Genomic DNA, 22401 nt, shown 5'->3' on the forward strand with positions numbered 1-22401 from the left:
ATTACTCCTCTTTTAAATAGTTTGTAATTGTGTAGATATATCACTTAGTTGTTTAAAGGACATATAGAGGAACGGAAATACCAGATAAAGAGCGATAAGCAACGCTCCTGGTGTCCATCCAAATAACTTGCCATAGGAAGTTTTTTTGCGAATCAGGCGTTCCAGCCGTTCTTTTTTCTGTTCGGCATAATACTCCTGTTCCATTTCCAGATCATCAAACGCTTCGCGTAAAGATAGCTTTTCTACAGCCTGCATCAAACGTTTCACAATTCTGCCAAAGGAATCAAAAGGAGCATCCGACTTCAGCATCTTCAATGCCTCTTCCGCACCACTGTCATAGTTCAGCAGACATTTCTGCAGGGCAGGACGGAAAATGATGCTGTACCGCTCCATCCACTCTAGTACGGTTTCAACCGATATCCGTTCGAACTCACATAATATGGATATCAGCACATGAAACTGATCTACTTCATTTTGCATTTCCAGTGCTCGTAACCGGCGCTGAAATTGCAGCATCCATATCGTAATGTAATAGCCAGCCACCCCGAAACCTATTGCGATCAGAAGCTCCCACCATTTGAGATATTCGTTATTCACAACAGTAATTTTGCTTATAATCCGGTTGACTGTATTATTCATCGCCACATCAGTTAACGGCTCATTGGAATGAGTTTCTACGGATTGCACAATTTGCTCTCTGGTCAGATCTTTATTGCTCTGGAGGTCCTCCATAATTCGATTGTCCATCGCAGTCATTTGATTGGCCCGCTCCAGCTCATCCGCATTCATATACCCCAGAATGTTCGTTTCTTCGGTTGTTGGTTTGCTAAATATATGGTGAACACTGTTGTAATGCAGAAATACCGAGATCAAGAGTACACCTACGAATGCAGACACCGAGATAACCATGCGATGAATGTATAACCATTCCAAAGTTAGATGGGAATTCGCTTCTTTAAGCAGCATATTGGTTCGATGATGCTTTCTCGTATTCGGCGGTGGAACCAATCGATCCACAATCCACTTCACCCAAGACCACGAGTATGCCTTCTTTTCCCATTCCTTCCTTGGACCTTTGGGTACATATTTTGCCTCGTCATTTTCGGATAGCTTGCGAATCAGGATGTAACAAATGACGGCTGCAGCATAGATAAACATACGAATGAGAAATCCAATTCTGCTGTCGTAGAATTCCGTTGTTATTGGAAAATAGTTTTCTGCCCAGCGTTGCAACGGAAATGACAGCAAGATTGGAATTAAGGCAAGCAAGGTGAGACCGCCTAACTTGTAACGCAGTTTCTGCCTTCTCATCAGGTCATATCTGATCTCCTGCACGAATTTGTTAATAGCATTCAGATACATGGAGCCCTTCTGTACATTGCGATCTCCATATTCCATGATCAGGTGTGAGACCCCTGAGAACACCTTTAAATATCGGTTAGGAGCAACAGCATAATATTTTTCCAGCTCCCGTGCAGGATCCTTTGAAGTCAACACCTCATGAATTCGTTCGGTCTGAAGCTTGATATCATGTGGTGATGATTGAGCTGCCTGATACAGGGCCTCGTCCACCATTCGAACTTCCTGAAAATAGTGACGATCATCCTCCAAGACATTGGAGAATTGCTTCAATAAGCGATCCTCAACACGATTCACAAAGATATCTATGAACAGTTCATTAATTACAATTGCAGCCAGCGCACCGAAAAACAAAGCCATCCAGCTCTTACTAAAAATCGCCAGGACGATAAGTCCTCCCAATATCGAGCCTAAGGTCAAGTACGTAATTCGCATGGTTTCTTTCCGCAACGAGTATTCATCATACGTATTGATCGCGGTCAAGCGCTTGCGAATCTTTAATATTTGTGACTTGATGATCGGTACTTTGATCAGCTGATGATAAGATTTCTGATAAAACACCAATAACTGCCGAGGTGTTTTACCGGTTACATTTTTAGAAGATGGCCACACATTTTCGCGATTTTTCTTCCGTTTGCGGTCTTTAAGCACGAGATAGAGCAATATCCCACCCGAGATCAAGAGTGCAATGCCCGAAATGGCAAAGATCCATATCCACTTATTCATTGAGCCTGCCCCCAATGCGTGTTCAGAAATTGACTAAAGCTTGCCCGATCCTCTTCATTCATGTGAAACAGCATCTTTTCAATTTTGTCAGGAGAGATCGGAGACACAGCGACATATTCACCGTTTCGGTATTCAATGATATTACGGGCTGTCCATACTCTACCGCTATTTCTTCGATAAACTTCTCTTTGCAAATTCACCAGCGCGTCCAGCTTGCTTTCAATAGAATCTCCCTTAGACAATATTTCATCATGCTCCAGCGTATCCGATTCGAATCGAACAGGCGTAATCTCTGTAATACGCTCGATGTAACGTTTACCGTTCATTTCCTTGCGCATGTGAACGTCCCATTGTACCGCGTTAGCAACCTGTTCTTCTGCGATGCGTTCGTTTTGGAATACACCGGTTTTGAGCAGCGAGTTACGCAAAGACCATACCAATTCACGAGCAGAAGTCGCGTGATGGGTGAAAATCGTAAACAGACTCGCTACCTGCGACATCTGAATCATCCAGGCAGCAACGGGGTCCGTAGCTACCTCTCCCAAAATGTTGACAGAACCGTCTGTTTTCTTCTGTAAGTCCAGTCCCGCTTGTCCCGTAATGTTCTCCGTCTCTCGTAAAGCCAGCGAGTTACGCTGCGGGTACAGCCTTCTTAAATGAAGCTCAAAGGTCATCTCTTGAATCCTCAAAGTTAACGTAGCATATATGTATTTCACAGAGGCCATGACCAAAGACGTCTTACCAGAACCTTGCGGCCCGGTAAATGCAGTAACCTGTGCACCTTTCATTAAATACTTAATCATATCTCTTGCTAGTTCCGCATTTGCCGTATCTTTGGAGGAGATCAGATGGTCCAGCTTCATATTGGGAAGGTCAAACTTTCTGACAAAAAACGCCCAGCTTTCTGCAAATGGAGGTCTTACAACGACGACACGTGATCCGTCTTTCATCTCATTGACCTTAAACCCGTTTGTCTCGGTTAATTGACCTGGGTTGTCATATTTATAAATGTTCTGACAGACCCTCTTCAATTCCAAATCCGTTTCAAAGCTCAGGAACGATAGATGAATCGACTTGCCTCGGAAAAAGATCCACACGCTCTGATATCCCGGGTACTTATATTGCTTCATCCCTTGCAGTAATGACATCTCATCTTCCACAATCTGCATATGTGTGGGAACTCCGGATACGCCACCTGATACACCATCAATCGACATATCACGTATCTCATCAATAACGCCAAACCCTTTATAGTGCTGGTAAACTCGCTGTACAACGATAGCTAGCTTATCCTCAAACTCCAAACCACCACGGGCTTCCTTAACATAGATCGAATCAATCTCTTCACCAGTAATAACATATGAATCTACGGTCCCATCCTCAATGACTTTCTTCGGCTGATCCAGTTGATATTTGTCAATAAGTTTGGACAATGCTTGAAAACCATGGTTCTTCTTAAACAAATGCAGCAAAATATCAAATTTGTCCTGTTGTGTTAATTCATCCTCATCTTCAAAAGGAATTATTTGATTAATGTTGTGCTCGTTAAATCCATAATTTCGCTCAAGTAAATCCGATATAAACTGCTTCAGATATATTTTTTCTTGTATGTCACCAGAAGTAGCATTTTTCATAGCACTCCTTAACTCAGCAACTACCCCTTGACGCCGATTGTATTCCTCACTGGTCATTCCCATATCCAGCAGATTACTGTTCACATACTCATTAATCATCGTTTTTACATACTCAAGCAGATAATCAAATTGGAATCGTTCTTCATTTTCATGCTTCTTATTGGATGCCACATAGCCAGGCTTTCGATTGAGCTTCACAAATAAATAAGCAATTAATATTGCCACAATGAGAACAATGACGAGGAAATTAATGGTGAATGTTAAACCCATTGTTAACTCCCTCTTTCAATTCGCTTCAGTTTGGTGTTAATCCCAATCTCATGCAATATAGTTTTTGCTGCACGTCCAACTTCCTGTATAAAATAATAATTTTCATTGTTTTTGTTAATATATCGATTCCTTGCAAAAAAACCTTTAATATCCCCATCATTCATGTGATCTTTGAAGCTTGTGTTGTATGGAATCGTCAAAATCGGAAGCTTATACTTATATTTGTTCGCAATATTTTTGATTTTGTATTTGGATACAGGATCATACTGTGTCATAAGGAGGAGATGCGGTTTTTGTTGCAAAGCATCCGGCCAATGATTTTGTTGTGCATCAAAATATTTATCAAGCACACCCACATTTTGATTAACACAGATGATCACTAAGTCCGATTCCTCAATCAAACTATTAGACACCTTATTCTCGTTCCCACTCCTTGCATCAAGAAGGGATATTCCATAATACTCTGCCGCCATTCGGAAAACCATGTTGACTGCGTCAATAGAACCCTCATGAGGACGATTAAGTTTTTCACTTCCCCAAAGCAAATCCAACCGATTCCGTTCAACCATTAACGTATAGTTCTTAACGCTGTCACGTTCGAGCTTACTACTCTTGGCTACACGCTCTAATGAATCAAGTCCTAACCCGCCAATGGCAAAAAATTGCCGGTTATACTGACTGATCGTTTTATTAAAGAAACGCTCCATATCACCATCTGTCCGTTGCGGCTGTGATACTAAAGTCCTCACGTCGTATTCAAAACCGATAAATGCGGCAAGAGCAGCAGTTGCACTGGTTACACCCAAGCCATGCTGCATGCCCCAAAATGCAATTTTCCCCATGTTAATTACTCCTTTCGGCCCGCTTCCATAATGCATTAACCTTAGACATTTCTTGCCCTGAGATAGACTCAATTACTTGTTTAAGGACAAGCTTATAAGGACTTGACATCCGTTTAACCATGACGGTGCTTTTATATTGATTAATGATCTTTAATGTCTGATCCCGTTCATCCGGGTAATAGATCAGACTTTCCTTCCACAATAACGGCATGTCATCCAGCAAACTGTCCATATAAGTTTCATCCAGATGATTGCTAACCTCATAAATAATCTTGGTTACCGGCAGTTTAACTGAGGACAGCTTTTCCCCTTGAAAATAAGCTCGAATGAGATTTACATTTTTCTGTATAACCGGATTCTCATATGACGTTACAACATAGACGAAATCCACCTCCGGCCAGCCTTCCAATGTTTCTTCGTCATTACAATCAATTAATACAAAGTCATACTGTGAATCTCCCAGACTGTGCTTCAGGCTTTCGTAAGAGTGAATATCTTCCAGCACATCAAATTGATCATGCGTATGCAGGGTGAGGGCCTCGTCCATTTTTGGAAATACATATTCATACTCTCTATGCCGGGTAGCATCCACAAGCAGGACTTTGTGATCTATAGATAACAATTTTCCTAGATACATCATAAAATCTGTTTTATCATAGTGTCCGATCACAAGTATTTGCTTCATGTTGGTATCTCCTCTTTTACTGTCCGGGTTCTCTTGTATTACTATCCTTGAATATTCCTGGATCTGAAGTGGCACTTGCCGCACCATTACTGCCTTGCTGACTAAATCCTGATGTCCCGTCATTCATTAATGAATTATCCTGCTGGGCATTTGGAGTTTTCCCTTGCCCCTCTGTCTCAGTGATGTATTCACCTCTATTCAGTTCAGTTGTGTTACGTCCACTAATGTACTTCTGACGGTCTTCATCACTCATGGATCTCAGATCCTGTTCGAGCTTGGCACGTACTTGCCTTTCAAGTGCAGAGGTAGCAATACCCACAATATTCGGATTGGATTCTATAAGATCCAGCACTTTCGCATTGGATGGATAGTTGGTAATTGCAGCGTCTTGCATGTACGGATCAACATAACTTAACGCATAGATTGATGCATCATTGATGTAAGCATCCACAATTGCACTCGACATTGTCAAAATTTCCTTCTCACTCATTTTGTACCATATCGTTCCGTTGTTTAAATCTTCAACCTTCTTCTTCGAAAGCACTATGTAATCCTGGCCGGTCGCAAAGCGGATCCGTACATCTACAAACTCATCTTTCTTCAATTTCAATGGAAGTCGTACAAGGCTAAATTCCTGATTTCTAAGGTCTTTTGGTGTTATTCCATCCTCAAACAACATTGGACTCGTAATAATAGAATTTTTTTGCATATCTATTTTTATTCTTTTACCCACAATATCAGCTTGCTCGGCTGTATTCTGCGGAACAGTACTAACAGGTACAACAAGTGATGTGACATCCTCTTCGGCAATCAGATCCCCCGCCTTATGATTATCCTTCAAGACGGTTACCTTCATTTTGTCCTCGTTTAATTTCTTCTGGGCATCCTGAAGCTGCTGTTCTAGCTGTACCGTTCGTTCTACGTACCTTCCTTGAATATATTCGATGATAAAGTATCCTCCGACAACACATATAAAAAGGACTATTGCACCTCCAATGGAAGCGGACAGAAGCAGCTGCTTCTGTCTAAATCGAATCTTTGACATAATTAACCCCTCTCAATCTAACATCATTAAATCCAATTATATTTTTATAGCTAAAAGGATGATTAGCACAACAATAATCAAAATACATAAGCCGAGAATTCCGTATAACATGGATTTGGAGGATATTTTTTTGCTATCGCCCATATAACTCTTCATGAGTTTGTTCAATACCGACTCTGTGTCACTTTGATGCTTATAAGGGTCAGCGTGAGGTGGAATACGATAAACCAGATTGCCTGGAAGCTCCTTGCGTATATCCTGAATACTAAGATTTTCAACGAACGGTATACAATAAACCCAATTCGATTGATCCATTTTTTTATGTATATCTCGAAATCTTCGGATCTTTCCTTGACGCCAGTCACTGCCAGCACCCACCACAATGTTTACACTCGCCCGATAAAATTCTTTACTCCAGTCGCTTTCTTCAAAACCTCCGATATCTAGAATTAAATAGTCATGACCTGCTGTTACTAATTGATTAATGTCCAGTCTGCTATTGTTTTTGTAATACTCCACACCTTCGATTGTGAAATGAAGATGGGTGCTTTTAAAGTCAGGTGTTCCTTCATAAGCATTCTCAATGGCTGTAAAGTCACTTGATCCGTTGGCTTCTACTAAACCTACAGAATACCCTTTTCGCTTCAAATAATTAGCTATCAGTATACTCTGATGAGTTGATCCTACTTTGGACTCAACACCCATCACAGCAACGAGAATAGTACCGATTATGCGATCCTTGAGAATAATTCTTTCTTGAATCGGTACATCCGGCAACTCAAGATCCATCACATCAGATGAATCGAATCCGCCTGAGGAGGTTAGCTTAGCAGTATAACGATAGATACGCTCCTTCACTTTCTCCATTTCAGAATCTGTCGATTCCCAGTCAACCTGAGATGCAGCGTTCCTATCTCCTTGATCTCTCTCAGGTAATAAATTACGCAACGCTGGAATAATAGATTTCGGCTTCGTACCTGGCGAGGTCGTTACCACGTTAATCCCCATGTCAGCCAATTCATGAACGACTCCATCATCATCATAACGATCAAGAGCTATAACAATGATTTTCGTATTAGGGCGTATTACTCGGTACTGACTAATTCCCCTTAGGAAAGTCTGAGCATCTGTACAATCAATATCTGTAATAAAAGCATTGATGTTGATCCTCGCTACAGCCTCACAAAATTCAACAAACTGTCCACCTTCAAAACGTCCCGTTTTTTCAAAGCTAACATCGGTATTCCCTATAGCCTCATGCACCAATGCAGAAGCTTTACTAGAGATGATTACTGCGTTCACTGTGTTCTGCCCCCATTAGTCTGCTAAAATTTTGCTCTGATCCAGATCAAAAATTTTGTTCACTCCATTTTGCTTGGTACGGATAGCCCCTTCTTTTGCCTCAGAGATCAATTCCTCCAGAGTCACACCCGATTTGGTATCTATGTATCCAATAAGAACCGTGCTTGAAGCCTCCACATCAATTTTCATTCTTATCGAGTTAACTAGCTCAGATAACGATTTGTTTGCACTCGTTACTAAAGCGGTCATCGCATTGTTTTGATAACGGCCGGCAAACCCCAATCCATCTAACGCTCTCCCTAAGGCTCTCCCCGCTCTTCTTAGTGACTCTTCCTCAGGAATGTGAGCTGAAAAATTTTGAATTTCTATGTATAGAACACCGATCGTCTTACCACTTGTTAAAGCTTGATTAGCCTGATGTACAAAATGCTTTTGTGTAAACAGCCCCGTAATTTCGTCCCGGGTTGATGTATATGTGGCTGCCTGCATAACGCCAATAATTTTCTCAAATATCATCAAAAAAACGGTAAAACTAGCAAACACACTAAAGATCATGCTTAGCTCGGACAACAATTCATAGCCCGTAAATGCTCCTGCCAAGTGCAGCAAGTATTGTATAGAGAATAGCATTGTAAGCATAAAGTACTTAGGATTAACACCAACTTCAGGGAAAATCTTAATTAGCGTGAAGAGAGCAATCCCGACAACTGCCAGAAACAATAAAAACGAGCTCATCTGTACAGGTAAAAACAAAGACATCGCTGCTGTAACTAAAGAGACGGCTGTTCCTCCTAAGTGAACATAAAGTTTGTCCGTGCTTTTGTAATAAAGACGAAAAAGAGCAATTTGAGTGATCACTATTCCAGCCGCGTAAAGAGACATAAAGAACATATTAATCCCGGAGAGCTTAGCGGAGATTAGTGACATCCCCAGGTTGGAGAATAACATCAGGGAAAAGGCAACCAGAAATTTAAGATATGTGGGATTTCTCCACTTCCTGTACATGAACAGTCCAACGATAAATAACACACTATTAACAGAGAGTAAAAAACCAGAAATAAACCTTTCAAGTTCAATCATGTCTATATCAAAACCCACTTTCTTGGAAATATGCATTACTTCATACAATAATTAATTTTCCAATTTTCATTTCATTTTTCCCAGTTGAAATAGATTATATTTTTATAAATATATGGTTCTATATACCCACATTTTGGATAAATAACTAACTTCAAATAAGATCATAGCTTCATTTTGGCAATTTTACAACATTTTTTTGTTATTTATGACCAAAAACGACTAAGCATATAGTCCTTATTGTTACAAAATGGTCCCAGACTTTTTAGAGTTCATATTTAATTCCCTTTTTTATTTCCAATAACAAATATGAATTTGGGAAATTGAGTATATTTTTTAATAAAATTCAATACAAAATACTACTATATATAGCTATATTATAGTAGTCTTTTTGTTTTATATTTAATTTGTTTTGTAAATAAATGCTCATCAAATAAATGAATCAAAAAAAAGAATCTTGTTCTATATAATCATGCTTTATTCCATATGCCATTTGTGTCAACTTGTAATTATTTGGACATTTAAATTCAACTAACAATTGTTTTCATGCACAAAAATAAATGTTGATCTAACTCTTCTTTTTTTATTAAGGAGTCATTATTCCCTACCTTGTTCCTCACTTGTTTGATATGCTAAATTTAAAAATTCAACCTCGAAAGTTTCAAGAAAACAGCAGATTGAATTTTTCTCTATCGCTTTGTTGATTCACAATTTCATCACCCGTTGTTAATAAACCTCCACAGATTTCTACTCTATTTCTGAGAGATTAATTAGAGATCAAGCTTGAGTATAAGTCGACTGTAAGGTTTTCAAGTTGTCTCTCCATGTACCATTCATCACCGCACATCCAGCCCCAGCCTTTCCAAATATCCAAACATTCGCTCTCTTAATTGATTCAAGTCATGCCTCTGATCCTTGGACAAGCGATTCAGCTGATAAATCCCGTCCGGGTCTTCAACTATTATTTTGTATTTGCTCATCTGCTCATATACCGATCTAAAGTCTGCATACTGCGCCTTCGTAAACAACTTTTCTGCCTTTGCAAACTGCTCCGTCCAAAATTCTTCTGTATCCATCATGCTTTTAGAACCAGCTTTGGACACAGACGACCTGCTCTCCAAGTCTTCCAGCTTATCAAAGAACGGCTGGAGCTCAGCTACTAACCCCTTATACTTTTCCTGTTCAGCCATACTCCAGCTCTCTGGATTCAACTTCCCTTGAGCGTCTGCACGAGTCATTGCCACCTGTGCAAATTGCTTGAGCAGCCCCATGTACAACTCGAATTCATTATCCGTAAAATGGGCTTTGGCCTGCTGCAGCTTTGCTTCCAATCGCTCGTAATCTGCTGCTGTCCCACCAAATGAGGTGATTTGATCTTGCGAACCGTACATGCTGTCTGCCAAGTATGTATACCCCGCGTAAGCTCCAGCAGGAATAAAAAGCACTGCCGCCAGCAATATGGCCACCCGCCATGTTCTGCTTCGTTGTACATCAGGTGCTTTCATTCGAGTCGAATTTATTACGTTCTGTTTAACAACAGCTGAGACCCTCCAATCCTTCGTTTCTTCCTGGTATGCCGACCGTAACTGTTTATCCAATTTCATTCGCATGATCCACCTTTCGCGCAAGCTCAGAATACCGCTGCTGCCTATGTCTCAACTTGGTGAGTGCAGCATGAATTCGGGATTTCACTGTCCCCAGCGAAATTTTCAAAATGTCTGCCACTTCTTCTTGTGTGTACTCGTTCAAGTAATGCAAGGTGACCACCTGCTGCAGCTTGTAAGGCAAACGCTGCACCTGCTCCAGTAAATGACGGTTCGCCAGCCTATGGATTAGACCAGATGAGAAATCAACTTCCGTGCACGTATCAGTATTCATCTGTTCAATTCGCTGCTTGAATTGAAATTGCATCCGTTTCCTGCGTCGATAACTTTTGATCTGCCTCATGCTGACTCCCATTAACCATGGCCCAAAAGCACGTCCAGTATCATATCGTGCCAAGGATCGGTACGCCTGAATATAAATTTCCTGCACCAAATCTTCAGCATCCGCCGCATCACGAACCAGAAAGCGTACCGTACGATACACATTCGGTACCGTCTTCTCGTATAACTCTCCATAAGCTTCATGATGGCCAGCCAAGATTAGTCTCACCAATCGTATGTAATCGTTCTCCACACTCATTTTCCATCCCCTTTCCTTTACACTATATTGGTTTTAGCAGACGATATCGTTCGATTTAATTTAATAGGTTCGAGTCTACATAAAAAAAACCTATTTCCAGCACTTCGATTGAAGGTGGAATAGGTTGTTCATTTCCAAACTGGAATCCGATCAGGGAAACCCCTTACCTTTTCCAGTCTCTAATTCAATTAGTGAAGATAATTAAGGAAGGCTGTGGGTGGATTGATAAATATTAATTTAGCCCATCCGCTGCCGCATCGCCTCAAACAACAAAATCGTTGCAGCCATCGCGGCATTGAGCGACTCGGCTTGTCCCTGCATCGGAATCGTAATTGCGTCATCTACAAGCTGTGCTGTGATATCAGAAATGCCCTTGCCTTCATTTCCAATGACAAGCCATACCGACTGTGTAAAATCATAGCTATAACACGAATACTCTGCCTGCAGCGAGGTGCTGACCAGCCTCACACCTGCGGCTTTCGCTTCTGGAAGCAGCGCCCCCAGCTCTCCTTCAACAATAGGCAAATGGAACAAGGAGCCCATCGTTGAACGAATTGTCTTCGGGTTATACACATCCGCACAGCCAGCGCCCAAGACAACACCTGCAGCTCCGGCAGCATCTGCACTGCGAATAATCGTGCCTACATTGCCGGGGTCCTGTACACCGTCCAGTACAACCACAAGTCCTTGCCGCTCCGCAATCAGGCTTTGCAGCGGCTCTTTACTTTTCCGTACAATGGCAAATACAGGCTGAGGTGTCATCGTATCCGTACATTTGGCGATAACCGCAGGTGACACACTAACCCACTCGACTCGTTTTAACGGATTCTCCAGTCCGGCCAGCTCAATCGGCACACCCTGCTCTCCATCATACACGATGCACTCCAGATCGGCTCCGGCGCGCAACGCTTCCTGAACAAGATGAATGCCCTCAATTATATATTTATGCTGACGAGTCCGATGCTTTTTCTCCAGCAGCTGCGCCCATTCTTTTACACGTGTATTTTGTGGTGATACAATATCCATCGTTCCATCCTTCCCGTTTGCGGGCTCAATTGCTTACTATGTCTTCCTCATATTTTCATGTATCATGCTCCAGGCCAATCAAGCCTGCGAGTCAACTTTTCATTAATAGCTTAATGAATCCATTTTCATTTCGGATATGCCAGCTCCAGCTTGGTCAGATGATCCTTGTGCCCTACAATAACCAGCACATCTCCATCTGCAATCCGATCCTCAGCATATGGAGAGATGTTCATCGAACCCCCGCTTTTAATCGCCATGACGTTACAGCCAAAGCGTGCACGGATATTCAACTCCAGCAGGTTTTTGCCAATCATCTGCTCCGATGCCTTCATCTCCAGAATGCTGTAATCCTCGGATAACTCAATATAATCCAGAATGTTCGGGGATGTCAGATGATGCGCTACACGCAGCCCCATATCCCGTTCCGGGTAGATTACCTTATCTGCACCAATCTTCTGCAGCACCTTGCCATGTAGCTCATTCTGAGCTTTCACGATTAGAACAGGTACACCCATATCCTTCAAAATCAGGGTTGTCAGAATACTCGCCTGAATATCCTGGCCAATCGCGACAACAACCACATCAAAATTACGTATACCCAGCGCTCGCAGCGCCTCTTCATCCGTTGAGTCTGCCGATACCGCATGAGTCACCGCATTGGACATTTCCTGAGTCCGCTGCTCGTTCGCATCAATGGCCAGCACATCAAATCCCATGCTGCTCAGAGCATTGGCCACACTTGATCCAAACCGTCCCATGCCAATTACGGCATATTGTTTCTTTGCCATCAGGGTATTTAACCTCCCGCTGCATTACGGCATGACGCACCCGTTCAGGATACGATGCCAGCGTAAATAATCCTTCGTAGTATACCACAAAGACGGAGAAACTTGAATGCGCTCCCCCTTCACAGGGAACAGTAATACAGCAGCCGAATAATACGAGGAGGGAATTGCGATGCCCATTACATTAAGCCTGCGTGAAGCGATTGTTCATAAGGTTCATGACAAAAGTGATGACCAACTGCGAGAGATGATCGAAGGTTCAGTGGACGGACCTGAAGCAGCACTGCCCGGACTTGGCGCCATTTTCGAAATGATCTGGAAGAACACCGAACCTGCCAAGCAGGAGGAACTCATTCAGATCGCGCAGGAGCATCTGCACACCATTCCCGTTCAACCACTTCGCTAACGAAGCATTGGCGGGTTAAAGGGACCATCAATCCGTTTGTTCTGTCTGCGAAAAAAAAGCTTGCCTAACCCGGCAGGGCTACACCTGCCTCCAGGTAAGGGTACAGCAAAAATCCCTCCACCAAATGGCGGAGGGATTTCATTATACCAGCCCCCGCGAAGAATTACGCTCAGGCACTCTATTCCGATGCACATTAAGGTGCAGTTTCGAGGAACTTCGCTGTTGGATTTTTGTCTATTGCCGTTCTCATCGCATACTCGTTCTCAAACAGAACGACATAGTTCCCTTTTTTATCCTTCACCAGCGTCGAGTTAATCCGGAATTTGCTCGGGTCCAGATTCTCATCCACAATCCAGCGAGCAAATTGATACGGCATCCGTTGCAGCTGCACATCTACCCCGTATTCACCCTTCATCCGATATTCAAACACCTCGAACTGGAGCTGACCGACTACACCCAGAATGGTTTCATCAAAGCTCACCGTGTTAAACACCTGAATCGTGCCTTCCTCTGTCAGCTGGTCAATCCCTTTTTGATATTGTTTGTGCTTCAATGCATTTTTAACCGTAACTTTGGCAAAAATCTCTGGCGAGAACGTTGGCAGTTCATCAAATATCACTTCACTGCCTTGGCTCAAGGAGTCCCCGATCCGGAAAATCCCCGGATCAAACAGACCGATAATGTCGCCTGCATAAGCCTCTTCGACTATGTCCCGATCCTGTGCCAGAAACTGCTGCGGCTGAGACAGCTTGATTTCTTTGCCTACACGATTATGCTTCACGCTCATGCCACGCTCAAACTTGCCTGATACAATTCGCAGGAAGGCAATTCGGTCGCGGTGCGCCGGATTCATATTCGCTTGAATTTTGAATACATATCCGCTGAATTTTTCATTCGTCGGCTCAATTTCCCCTGCTGTGCTACTACGCGGCTCTGGCTTGGGAGCCAGCTCCAGGAAGTTCTCCAGGAACGTCTGCACACCGAAGTTGTTGATCGCACTGCCGAAGAAAATCGGTGTCAATTCACCACGTTGTACTTTTTCCATATCAAACGGGTCACCTGCAACATCCAGAAGCTCAAGCTCCTGACATAACTGATCATGCAGATACTCTCCCGCCATCTCACGGATAATCGGATCCTTATAACCATCCACTTTTTGTACTTTAATCGTCGAGTGATCGTCTCCCTGGAATAACTCCACCTGATTTTTCATCCGGTCATATACACCACACAGATCACGTCCTGTTCCGATCGGCCAGTTCATTGGCACAGAGCGGATACCCAGTACGTTCTCCAGCTCCTCCATCAGATCAAACGGACTTTGTCCCTCACGATCCAGCTTGTTAATAAACGTAAAGATCGGAATGCCGCGCTTCGCACATACCTGGAACAGTTTAATCGTCTGTGCCTCGACACCCTTTGCCACGTCAATCAGCATGACCGCGCTGTCAGCAGCCGTCAGTGTACGATAGGTGTCTTCACTGAAGTCCTGGTGACCTGGTGTATCCAGAATGTTAACCCGATGGCCCAGATAATCGAACTGCATCACGGAAGACGTAACCGAAATCCCCCGCTGTTTCTCAATTTCCATCCAGTCACTTGTTGCATGTTTACTTGCTTTACGAGCCTTAACGGTTCCCGCAAGGCGAATTGCGCCCCCAAACAAGAGCAGCTTCTCGGTCAAAGTGGTTTTACCCGCATCCGGGTGAGAGATAATGGCAAACGTCCGGCGTTTGTCCACTTCGTGTTGCAGAATATGGTTTGCAGCTTTGCTCATAGCGTCTATCCCTTTCGTCCGTTCATTCACGTTAATCCGGCAAGTGCCGGTCCATTGTTACTATTCTCAAGCCATGTTCAAAACGTATGCCACCCGGCTAAACCGGTTGTTTTTTATTAACATGTCATGCCCATCACTGGGTGTACACGATAAATTCATTTTACACATTTACAATGGAGTTCATCCTTTCAGCTCTGTGCTTCCATCCTGTTTCTCCACTCGTTCTCAATTCAACTCTCCTATTGTACCATAATCTGTACCGAAAATAACCGATGACATTACCCAACTTCAACACTTTTCTTCGCAAAAAAGAACCCTTCTGCCATATAGCTGGCATCCGGGTCCTCTCATTCCTTGCAGATTTATTCGATTTTAGAAAATCAGTGCATCCAGCGCATATTGTCCGCCGCCTGTCAGAGCAAGAGCTACACCCAGAACGAGAATCGCCAGATTATATTCGAATCCGTTCTGTGTGGACCAGTAACCGTTAGCACCGTGCACCTTCACAATGGCAATCACCATTGTCAGTGCAATCAGGATGCCGCCTACCGGTGTCAGCAGACCAAGTGCCAGCAGCAAGCCGCCACCAAGCTCCGCAAGTCCTGCCAGCAGAGCCAGCAGTGCGCCCGGCTTCATGCCGATGGATTCAAACCAGCCACCTGTACCTTTGATCCCGTATCCCCCGAACCATCCAAACAGCTTCTGAGCCCCATGAGCCATAAACGACAAACCAATCACCAAACGAATTAACAACAAACCTAGATCCAACATCATCTTCTTTTTCCTCCATTCGATAATTACAAAATAGTATTCTTAGATTAAAGATATTATGCCAAATTTTTTTCATGATTCTCTCTGCCGCAAACCCCTTCAACTGGTTTACCTTTTAGCTCATGAATGCTCCTCTGCTTCGGATGTTTATATTGTGTGTTCTCGAATGCAGCAGGTCATTTGCTTAACTCTTTAACTCATGTGTTGAGTATAAGTTACATACTTACTTTTTGTCAACTACTTAATTTTAATTATTTGTTTCCTGTGAGTGGCACGGGGCTCTCCAACTACATAATGCCTCGATGGTCAAGCAAAAAAAGCCTGGGAGAATCGCATGTACTTTGCGATTCTCCCAGGCTCTCCCGCATGGTCTTTACACGTATCATTGCCCATACGCATGCAACCGGTATCTTCTTAATTTCACTGTTGTATATTCGGTCTTCCTTCCAGCTGCCTCATGGCCTTAACCATTCACATGCCAAATGACACTGTCCTCTTCCTGTCCATTCACTGGCCACCAGTGGAAACCATCCTGCTCCAGCAGCCTCGCTGTCGCCTCTGGTCCCCAAGTTCCTGCCGGATACGTGTGCAGCTCACCTTGATTCCGGCCCCAAGCGGCTGCGATCCGGTCCACAAAAGACCAAGCTGTCGCCACTTCATCCCAGCGGGTGAAATACGTGGAATCGCCTTCTGCTGCATCGTGCAGCAGGCGCTCGTAAGCCTCGGGCGAGTTGATTCCGATCATGCAGCTCTGGCAGAAGTCCATCGCCAGTGGCTGAATCTCGGAATCCGAGCCCGGCTTCTTGGCATTGATTTTAATATAAATGCCTTCCATCGGGTTTACCCGAATCACCAGCAGATTCGGCTCCAGCTTATATTTTTTACCAAGGTATACGTTATTCGGCATGGACTTGAACTCCACGACAATTTCGGTCGTTTTCACCGGCAGGCGTTTGCCTGTCCGAATGTAGAACGGCACACCCGCCCAGCGGAAATTGTCTACGAATACACGAGCGGCAAAATAGGTTTCTGTACTAGACTCTGGATCAACCTTGTCCTCCTGACGGTACCCCGGAAGCGCTTTGCCACGGTACTCCCCTTCCGAATACTGAGCACGCACAACGTTTTGGCTTACATCTTCATCTGACGAAAACTCTCGCAGGGAACGCAGCACCTTCACCTTCTCATCACGGATATCCTCCGGGTACAGACGGCTTGGCGGCTCCATTGCAATCATGGTCAGCATCTGCAGCATATGATTTTGCCCCATGTCACGCAATGCGCCTGAATGATCGTAATACCCGCCGCGCTCCTCTACACCTACCGTCTCACCCAGCGTAATCTGTACGTTAGCAATATGTTTGTTATTCCAAAGCGGCTCGAAAAAGGCATTTCCGAAACGAATCACCTCGATGTTCTGTACCATTTCCTTGCCCAAATAATGGTCTATCCGGTAGATTTCCTCTTCCTTAAACACTTCACGAATCTGTTCATTCAGCTTCTCTGCGGATGGTAGATCGTATCCGAATGGCTTCTCAATGACCAGACGATTCCACCCTCTGCCCTCCAGCATTCCGCCATCTCTCAAGCTATACGATACACTGCCAAACAGTTCAGGAGCCAGTGCCAGATAGAAGAGGCGATTGCCTGGTGTTTTGAATTTGCCTTCCAGCTGCTCCGTCTGTTCTCGCAGTTCACGAAACCCGTCTACGTTGTTAATATCCAGTGACTTGTATTCAAAATGCTCGGCAAAAGCATTCCATTCTTCAGGCTCTCCTGCCGGATAACGGCAGAATTCCCGAATGGATTCAAGAAGATCGTTCCGAAACTGCTCCTGTGATCTCGGACGCCGGGCTACGCCAATGACCGCAAAATCCTCGGCAAGCTTGCCCTCACGATATAAACTATAGATGGCCGGAAACAGCTTCCGGCGGGCCAGATCGCCCGTTGCTCCAAAAATGAAAAACACTGCACCTGGTGTCTGCACTTCATTTTGCATCTGTTTATTATCCATAGGCTCCTCTTTCTTCCGGGAGGACTCTTCTTGGTCTGCTTCCCGAGCTATGTAATGGTGTTTATCTCTTCTAATTAAGACAAGCAACCGACAGCGACAATCCAGTTTCTTCCTGGATGTGATGCCATTTTAGCATATCACCTGACTGGATGCACTATACTTCATTACCTCCGCAGCTCAATATTCAATCGTGATGACCGGAAATCCTACCGTAATTCGAGCAGCCTGCTGCTCACTCACGTGATGCACCGCAAGCTGCATATTTAACGCATGTGTGCCACTTTGAATCTCCAAAGGCAAGTCTGTCACCTGATAGGATATGCTTTCCGTCGCTTCATCCTCGTACCGCTCCATAGCCTTCATCTGCAAGACACGGGAAAGCCTGGCTTCCATCACTGCGAGCTGTCCGTTCGCCTCATGCTTCATGCCTGTTGCGGACACATTCGTTGTGTTCTTTTCATGCACCATACCCTGCACCGACATATTCCAGTTCGCCTTCAAACCTGACTTTGCCATCCCCTCTGCAACCTGCCCATGACATGTGAACAATATATCCCGGTCCAGATTCCTTCCACCCGACAGCTGCACAATAATATAATAGCCATCATTATCTGTATCCACTGCGTTGAGCAGTACCCGGGCACTCTGATCATATACTGCATTGCCGAATGTACCCTCACTGCGATACACCTGATGTCCGCCTTGCTGCATCTGCACGGGCACTCCCAATCCCAGCTCTGTGGCCAGCTTCACCGCATGCTCCTGAGCATCCCCCTTGCCCCCAGCTTGCCACTTGATCACCAAGCGATCCATACGACCAATGACCCAATCTGCTGTACGCAGCAATTTTTCCAGATTCGCCGTTTCGGATACAGGCTTATCTGCCATCCTGTTCTCTGCATATACCTGTACTTGTGTAACACTGATGAAAATAATAATTGCCACTGCTATAATGCCTGTCGTCATCCAACGATTCAACAAGTGAATTCCCCCCGCTTCTTTCTCCCATTCTATGAATCTATCAACCAGCATGCCCTATTTCAAATGGGGTTATACAAACTGAGTAAGACTTTCCACTTATGCTTCGCCTATCATCTTCCTTTCCTGCAAAACAAAAAAAGCCCCTCCGCCACGTAAAGGCAGACTGAGCTTCCTGTCATCACAAGCTTCCTTTAGGATCTTGTTCATCCCCACATTCCTGATACTGATCTCTTGCCATTGTATACACTGTTTCTTACTCGGCCAAACCATTCTTGTATGCATAAATTGCTGCCTGTGTCCGGTCATCTACGCCAAGCTTGGCAAGCAGATTGGTCACATGGAACTTTACCGTTTTGATACCGATGATCAGTTCATCCGCAATATCCTGATTGGACTTGCCTTGAGCGAGCAAGCGCAGCACATCCATCTCCCGATCCGTAAGCTCCTCATGCAAAGGCGCAGCCGCTTGTGGCTGCCTGAAGCGATTCATCATTTTGGATGCTACCTGTGACTCCAGCACGGACTGACCGCGGGCAGCTGCACGAATGGCGTCAGCTACTTCATTGGCTCTTGACGTTTTCAGTAAATAACTGAAGGCTCCGGCTTCAATAACCGGATACATCTTCTCATCATCCAGATAACTGGTCAACACAATAACCTTGCATTCCGGGTTGATCTTGAGCACCTGACGGGTAGCTTCAATACCATCCATGCCTTCCATGACAAGGTCCATCAGCACCACGTCCGGCTTATACTCCTGTGCAAGCCGAATGCCTTCCTCTCCACTTCCTGCTTCACCGATGACTTCAATGCCATCCTCGGTATCAAGCACAGCAGCAAGACCGATACGCACCATCTCATGATCATCCACGAGCAATACTCTGATCGACGCTTCCGTCTCCGTTTCGACTTCCGGTTCCATTGACATCTTCTACCTCGCTTTCATCATTCATCACAGGGATCGTAATCTCAATTCGTGTTCCTTTGCCAGGGGCCGTCACAAACTGGATTGCTCCCCCAATCTCCGTCACCCGTTCCCGCATATTCGCCAAACCGTACGAAGCCTGCTTCTGCTCATCCAGGTCAAAGCCCTGCCCGTCATCTCGAATCAAAACACGAACCGCATCCGTTCTGCGCTGCAGACGAATTTCCATTTTCTCCGCCTTTGCGTGGCGCAGTGTGTTGGACATCGCTTCCTGAATGATTCGGAATAGATGGTTCTCGATCCCTTTAACCAGATGAATGTCATCATCCATCTCCAGCACAATCTCCATCGGCACTTTGGTTTTCAGCTCCATCACCAGATCACGCAGGCCCTGCTCCAGATGTTTACCCTCCAGATAGACTGGCCGCAGATGCAGCAGTAGCGCTCTCATCTCCGACTGAGCCACCGAAGCCATCTCTTCAATCAAAGCCACCTGACGCTGTGCCCGTTCAAAATCCTTCTCCATCTTCCGTCCTACCGCCGTTGCTGTCATGGAGATGGCGAACAGCTGCTGTGACACTGCATCATGCAGCTCACGTGCAAGCCGCTGCCTTTCTTCTACAATAGCTGTTATTCTGGCCTGTTCTGCCAGCTGCGCATTGTTGGTGGACAACCGTTGAAGAGAGGATACCTGATCCTCCCACTTCTTACCGATCCGGCCAAGCTGCTCGCTTAGCCGCCCCACATCGTCCTGACCGAGATCGGGCACGGTGCGGGACAGTGATCCCTTTTCCCACTGCAGCAGGGTTTCCGTTAACAGTTCAAGCCTGCGTTTAACCCTGTAGCTCTGATAAAATCCAAAAATGGCACCCATGCCAATCAGCAACAGCAACAACGCCAGCCCCGATTGAATCAGATGACTCCAGCCTTTGAACGGAGCCAGATATCCATATGTATACAATACATACAAAACAACAGCAAGCACAATGAAAACAAGGAGGACCCCTTCACGCATACTTCGGGTAACCATATCAGTATGTTTTCTGTCCTTCAATCGGGATTCCTCCTTTTCTCATCTATTCTATTTACTACGGATTACGAATGTTTAAGTCGCCAACAATATAAGAAATAACGAATTTTACTTTATGTTCACTGGACTCATATCCAGGGGTTCTCCATATTAATTTATTCATCATCCCGCTGTCCTGCTCGCCAAGCAGATTGATTCTTCCAAACAGCACGGACGCCTCAATCTCCACACCGTAATCCTCAGGCAGGGTCAATCGCACATTACCCATAACGCCTTGCAGCAGCACAATCGTCTGCTTCTCCTCTGGAATCGAGACAGACAGGTCCGCATTGACCTCGCCAATGACGTGCCACAGACTCATACTGCGCAGCCTCCAGGAGGACTGGTGCCAATAATAACGAGCCATGAAATTCTGCTTTTTCCATACGTAATCATGCAGATGAATCCTTTTATTTTTGGAATAAAAATATGCTAATGAGGCGAGTACAATCAAAAACACAATCATCAGGTTGTCCAGCAACAGCAGGGCGGCACCGATACCGAGATAACGATAACCTCTATGAGTGTCCCCTTTTTGGATTTGAAGCATGCCCACCGTTAACAGGATCAGTGCAGCAGCGGTCAACAAATTCATATGCCTGTTAAACAACATCAGCAGACCCACTACAATAATAATAATGGCAAGCCACTGGCTTTTTTTGTTCATGCTGCCGCACCTCCTCTGCGAATTTTTTTTCTTATTTCGTCGGAAAAGCCATAGCAGGCAATAAAGTCCTGTATGGCTTAACTTGTGTTCTACGGTTCGTATATTACACACGATCTATAGAATATCATATTGTCCATCATGCGAACAGTTATTCTTTAGCAGAATCACTCGATTCGTTTTTGTTGGCATTACCCATTTTATTTTTCAACGCCTGCAATTGCTGATCTACTTTGAATTGCTTCTCCACATCAACCGGATTGGTGTACGTAGAGCCTGTGTTGCGGTATGGCGCACGTACTACATCAGCTTCAGCCTCAAGCTGCATAATTTTCTCTTCCATACGGTGGAACCCAAGGGATGCACCTCCGCTTTCAATGGAATGTAAGCTGTTGATCGAAGACATTTGCTTTTTGGCCTTGGCCATCTGTGCACGGGATACAAGCTCATTGCGTTTGTTACGCATTTTGTAGAACTCGTCTTTCATGTCGTGCAGCTGCTGCAGCAGATCTTTCGCTTGTGCTTCGGATTGAGCATGCAGCTCACGATATTCCGTGATTTTTTGATCAAAATAGATTTTCTCTTCCAGCAATTTGCGAGCTACTTCTTCCTGACCATTAGCCAGAGCAGCCTCTGCTTGCGATTCACGCTGTACGGAAGTACGTTCCGCTTCATCCAGACGCTGTTTCATTCGACGCTCATTAGCCATTTGTTTGGCTACAGTAACCTCAGCCTCATGAATTTCAGCCTCCATGTCACGCAGATACTGATTCAACATGACAATCGGATCTTCCACCTTATCCAACATATCATTTACAGATGCCTTCGTCATATCCTTAATCCGTTTAAATACTCCCAT

The 22401-nt window shown here is 44.5% G+C and carries 20 protein-coding genes; 1 reads left to right on the forward strand and 19 read right to left on the reverse strand.

Annotated elements, in window-relative coordinates; genetic code table 11:
* Positions 1 to 12 precede the first annotated feature (12 nt).
* The 11 genes from DFQ00_RS26140 to DFQ00_RS26190 all read right to left on the reverse strand — a co-directional run bounded on the left by DFQ00_RS26140 (position 13) and on the right by DFQ00_RS26190 (position 12938).
* Positions 13 to 2085, reverse strand: a complete 2073-nt coding sequence (locus DFQ00_RS26140) for a hypothetical protein (protein WP_110899376.1) — start codon at positions 2083 to 2085, stop codon at positions 13 to 15.
* Positions 2082 to 3989, reverse strand: a complete 1908-nt coding sequence (locus tag DFQ00_RS26145) for a P-loop NTPase family protein (protein ID WP_110899377.1) — start codon at positions 3987 to 3989, stop codon at positions 2082 to 2084. The genes DFQ00_RS26140 and DFQ00_RS26145 overlap by 4 nt, the downstream gene beginning before the upstream one ends.
* A 2-nt stretch (positions 3990 to 3991) precedes the next feature.
* A complete protein-coding gene (locus DFQ00_RS26150; protein WP_110899378.1) occupies positions 3992 to 4831 on the reverse strand; it encodes a hypothetical protein in 840 nt (279 codons plus the stop codon).
* A gap of 1 nt (position 4832) precedes the next feature.
* Positions 4833 to 5516 carry a hypothetical protein gene (locus DFQ00_RS26155; RefSeq protein WP_110899379.1) on the reverse strand — a complete coding sequence of 228 codons (684 nt, stop codon included), beginning with the start codon at positions 5514 to 5516 and terminating at the stop codon, positions 4833 to 4835.
* Between the two features lie 16 nt (positions 5517 to 5532).
* A complete protein-coding gene (locus DFQ00_RS26160) occupies positions 5533 to 6561 on the reverse strand; it encodes a flagella basal body P-ring formation protein FlgA (RefSeq protein ID WP_110899380.1) in 1029 nt (342 codons plus the stop codon).
* Positions 6562 to 6597: 36 nt separating this feature from the next.
* Entirely contained in the window at positions 6598 to 7863 is a 1266-nt protein-coding gene (locus DFQ00_RS26165) for a hypothetical protein (RefSeq protein WP_110899381.1), read from the reverse strand.
* A 15-nt stretch (positions 7864 to 7878) separates the two neighbouring features.
* Positions 7879 to 8991 carry a nucleotidyl cyclase domain-containing protein gene (locus DFQ00_RS26170; protein ID WP_110899382.1) on the reverse strand — a complete coding sequence of 371 codons (1113 nt, stop codon included), beginning with the start codon at positions 8989 to 8991 and terminating at the stop codon, positions 7879 to 7881.
* 785 nt (positions 8992 to 9776) lie between these two features.
* Positions 9777 to 10544, reverse strand: coding sequence for a DUF3600 domain-containing protein (locus DFQ00_RS26175; protein WP_110899383.1), 768 nt, complete (start codon positions 10542 to 10544; stop codon positions 9777 to 9779).
* A complete protein-coding gene (locus DFQ00_RS26180; protein WP_110899384.1) occupies positions 10531 to 11124 on the reverse strand; it encodes a sigma-70 family RNA polymerase sigma factor in 594 nt (197 codons plus the stop codon). Before DFQ00_RS26180 ends, DFQ00_RS26175 begins: the two co-directional genes overlap by 14 nt.
* A gap of 237 nt (positions 11125 to 11361) precedes the next feature.
* Complete coding sequence (locus DFQ00_RS26185) at positions 11362 to 12150, reverse strand: TrmH family RNA methyltransferase (protein WP_110899385.1); 789 nt, start codon at positions 12148 to 12150, stop codon at positions 11362 to 11364.
* Positions 12151 to 12275: 125 nt separating this feature from the next.
* Entirely contained in the window at positions 12276 to 12938 is a 663-nt protein-coding gene (locus DFQ00_RS26190; protein WP_110899386.1) for a potassium channel family protein, read from the reverse strand.
* A gap of 169 nt (positions 12939 to 13107) precedes the next feature.
* Between DFQ00_RS26190 and sspI the strand changes: the two genes are divergently transcribed.
* Positions 13108 to 13341: a small acid-soluble spore protein SspI gene (sspI, locus tag DFQ00_RS26195; RefSeq protein WP_036673259.1), complete on the forward strand. Its 234-nt coding sequence runs from the start codon at positions 13108 to 13110 to the stop codon at positions 13339 to 13341.
* Positions 13342 to 13534: 193 nt separating this feature from the next.
* On the opposite strand, the gene DFQ00_RS26200 is transcribed toward sspI, so the two are convergent.
* The 8 genes from DFQ00_RS26200 to DFQ00_RS26235 form a co-directional block, all read right to left on the reverse strand.
* Entirely contained in the window at positions 13535 to 15118 is a 1584-nt protein-coding gene (locus DFQ00_RS26200) for a peptide chain release factor 3 (protein ID WP_110899387.1), read from the reverse strand.
* Between the two features lie 372 nt (positions 15119 to 15490).
* On the reverse strand, positions 15491 to 15889 hold the full coding sequence (locus DFQ00_RS26205; RefSeq protein ID WP_110899404.1) for a DoxX family protein: 399 nt from the start codon (positions 15887 to 15889) through the stop codon (positions 15491 to 15493).
* A gap of 463 nt (positions 15890 to 16352) precedes the next feature.
* Positions 16353 to 17903, reverse strand: coding sequence for a glucose-6-phosphate dehydrogenase (zwf, locus tag DFQ00_RS26210; RefSeq protein ID WP_110899388.1), 1551 nt, complete (start codon positions 17901 to 17903; stop codon positions 16353 to 16355).
* 177 nt (positions 17904 to 18080) lie between these two features.
* Positions 18081 to 18884 (reverse strand): YwmB family TATA-box binding protein, encoded by an 804-nt coding sequence (locus DFQ00_RS26215; RefSeq protein WP_167433841.1) that lies wholly within the window; start codon positions 18882 to 18884, stop codon positions 18081 to 18083.
* A gap of 253 nt (positions 18885 to 19137) precedes the next feature.
* Entirely contained in the window at positions 19138 to 19806 is a 669-nt protein-coding gene (locus tag DFQ00_RS26220; protein ID WP_110899390.1) for a response regulator, read from the reverse strand.
* Entirely contained in the window at positions 19748 to 20863 is a 1116-nt protein-coding gene (locus tag DFQ00_RS26225; protein WP_110899391.1) for a sensor histidine kinase, read from the reverse strand. Before DFQ00_RS26225 ends, DFQ00_RS26220 begins: the two co-directional genes overlap by 59 nt.
* 34 nt (positions 20864 to 20897) lie before the next feature.
* Positions 20898 to 21545 (reverse strand): cell wall-active antibiotics response protein LiaF, encoded by a 648-nt coding sequence (gene liaF, locus DFQ00_RS26230; protein ID WP_110899392.1) that lies wholly within the window; start codon positions 21543 to 21545, stop codon positions 20898 to 20900.
* Between the two features lie 148 nt (positions 21546 to 21693).
* The gene (locus DFQ00_RS26235) at positions 21694 to 22401 is read right to left on the reverse strand and encodes a PspA/IM30 family protein (RefSeq protein WP_110899393.1); all 708 of its coding nucleotides are present in this window, start codon (positions 22399 to 22401) and stop codon (positions 21694 to 21696) included.

The organism is Paenibacillus barcinonensis, assembly GCF_003217495.1.
Classification (GTDB): Bacteria; Bacillota; Bacilli; order Paenibacillales; family Paenibacillaceae; genus Paenibacillus; species Paenibacillus barcinonensis.

Coding starts and splice junctions, on each gene's coding strand:
- DFQ00_RS26200 (WP_110899387.1), bottom strand. CDS start 15,118: ATGAGCAAAGCTGCAAACCATATTCTGCAACACGAAGTGGACAAACGC.
- liaF (WP_110899392.1), bottom strand. CDS start 21,545: ATGAACAAAAAAAGCCAGTGGCTTGCCATTATTATTATTGTAGTGGGT.
- DFQ00_RS26175 (WP_110899383.1), bottom strand. CDS start 10,544: ATGAAATTGGATAAACAGTTACGGTCGGCATACCAGGAAGAAACGAAG.
- DFQ00_RS26185 (WP_110899385.1), bottom strand. CDS start 12,150: ATGGATATTGTATCACCACAAAATACACGTGTAAAAGAATGGGCGCAG.
- DFQ00_RS26180 (WP_110899384.1), bottom strand. CDS start 11,124: ATGAGTGTGGAGAACGATTACATACGATTGGTGAGACTAATCTTGGCT.
- sspI (WP_036673259.1), top strand. CDS start 13,108: ATGCCCATTACATTAAGCCTGCGTGAAGCGATTGTTCATAAGGTTCAT.
- DFQ00_RS26155 (WP_110899379.1), bottom strand. CDS start 5,516: ATGAAGCAAATACTTGTGATCGGACACTATGATAAAACAGATTTTATG.
- DFQ00_RS26150 (WP_110899378.1), bottom strand. CDS start 4,831: ATGGGGAAAATTGCATTTTGGGGCATGCAGCATGGCTTGGGTGTAACC.
- zwf (WP_110899388.1), bottom strand. CDS start 17,903: ATGGATAATAAACAGATGCAAAATGAAGTGCAGACACCAGGTGCAGTG.
- DFQ00_RS26205 (WP_110899404.1), bottom strand. CDS start 15,889: ATGTTGGATCTAGGTTTGTTGTTAATTCGTTTGGTGATTGGTTTGTCG.
- DFQ00_RS26140 (WP_110899376.1), bottom strand. CDS start 2,085: ATGAATAAGTGGATATGGATCTTTGCCATTTCGGGCATTGCACTCTTG.
- DFQ00_RS26160 (WP_110899380.1), bottom strand. CDS start 6,561: ATGTCAAAGATTCGATTTAGACAGAAGCAGCTGCTTCTGTCCGCTTCC.
- DFQ00_RS26190 (WP_110899386.1), bottom strand. CDS start 12,938: ATGGCAAAGAAACAATATGCCGTAATTGGCATGGGACGGTTTGGATCA.
- DFQ00_RS26235 (WP_110899393.1), bottom strand. CDS start 22,401: ATGGGAGTATTTAAACGGATTAAGGATATGACGAAGGCATCTGTAAAT.
- DFQ00_RS26220 (WP_110899390.1), bottom strand. CDS start 19,806: ATGGAACCGGAAGTCGAAACGGAGACGGAAGCGTCGATCAGAGTATTG.
- DFQ00_RS26145 (WP_110899377.1), bottom strand. CDS start 3,989: ATGGGTTTAACATTCACCATTAATTTCCTCGTCATTGTTCTCATTGTG.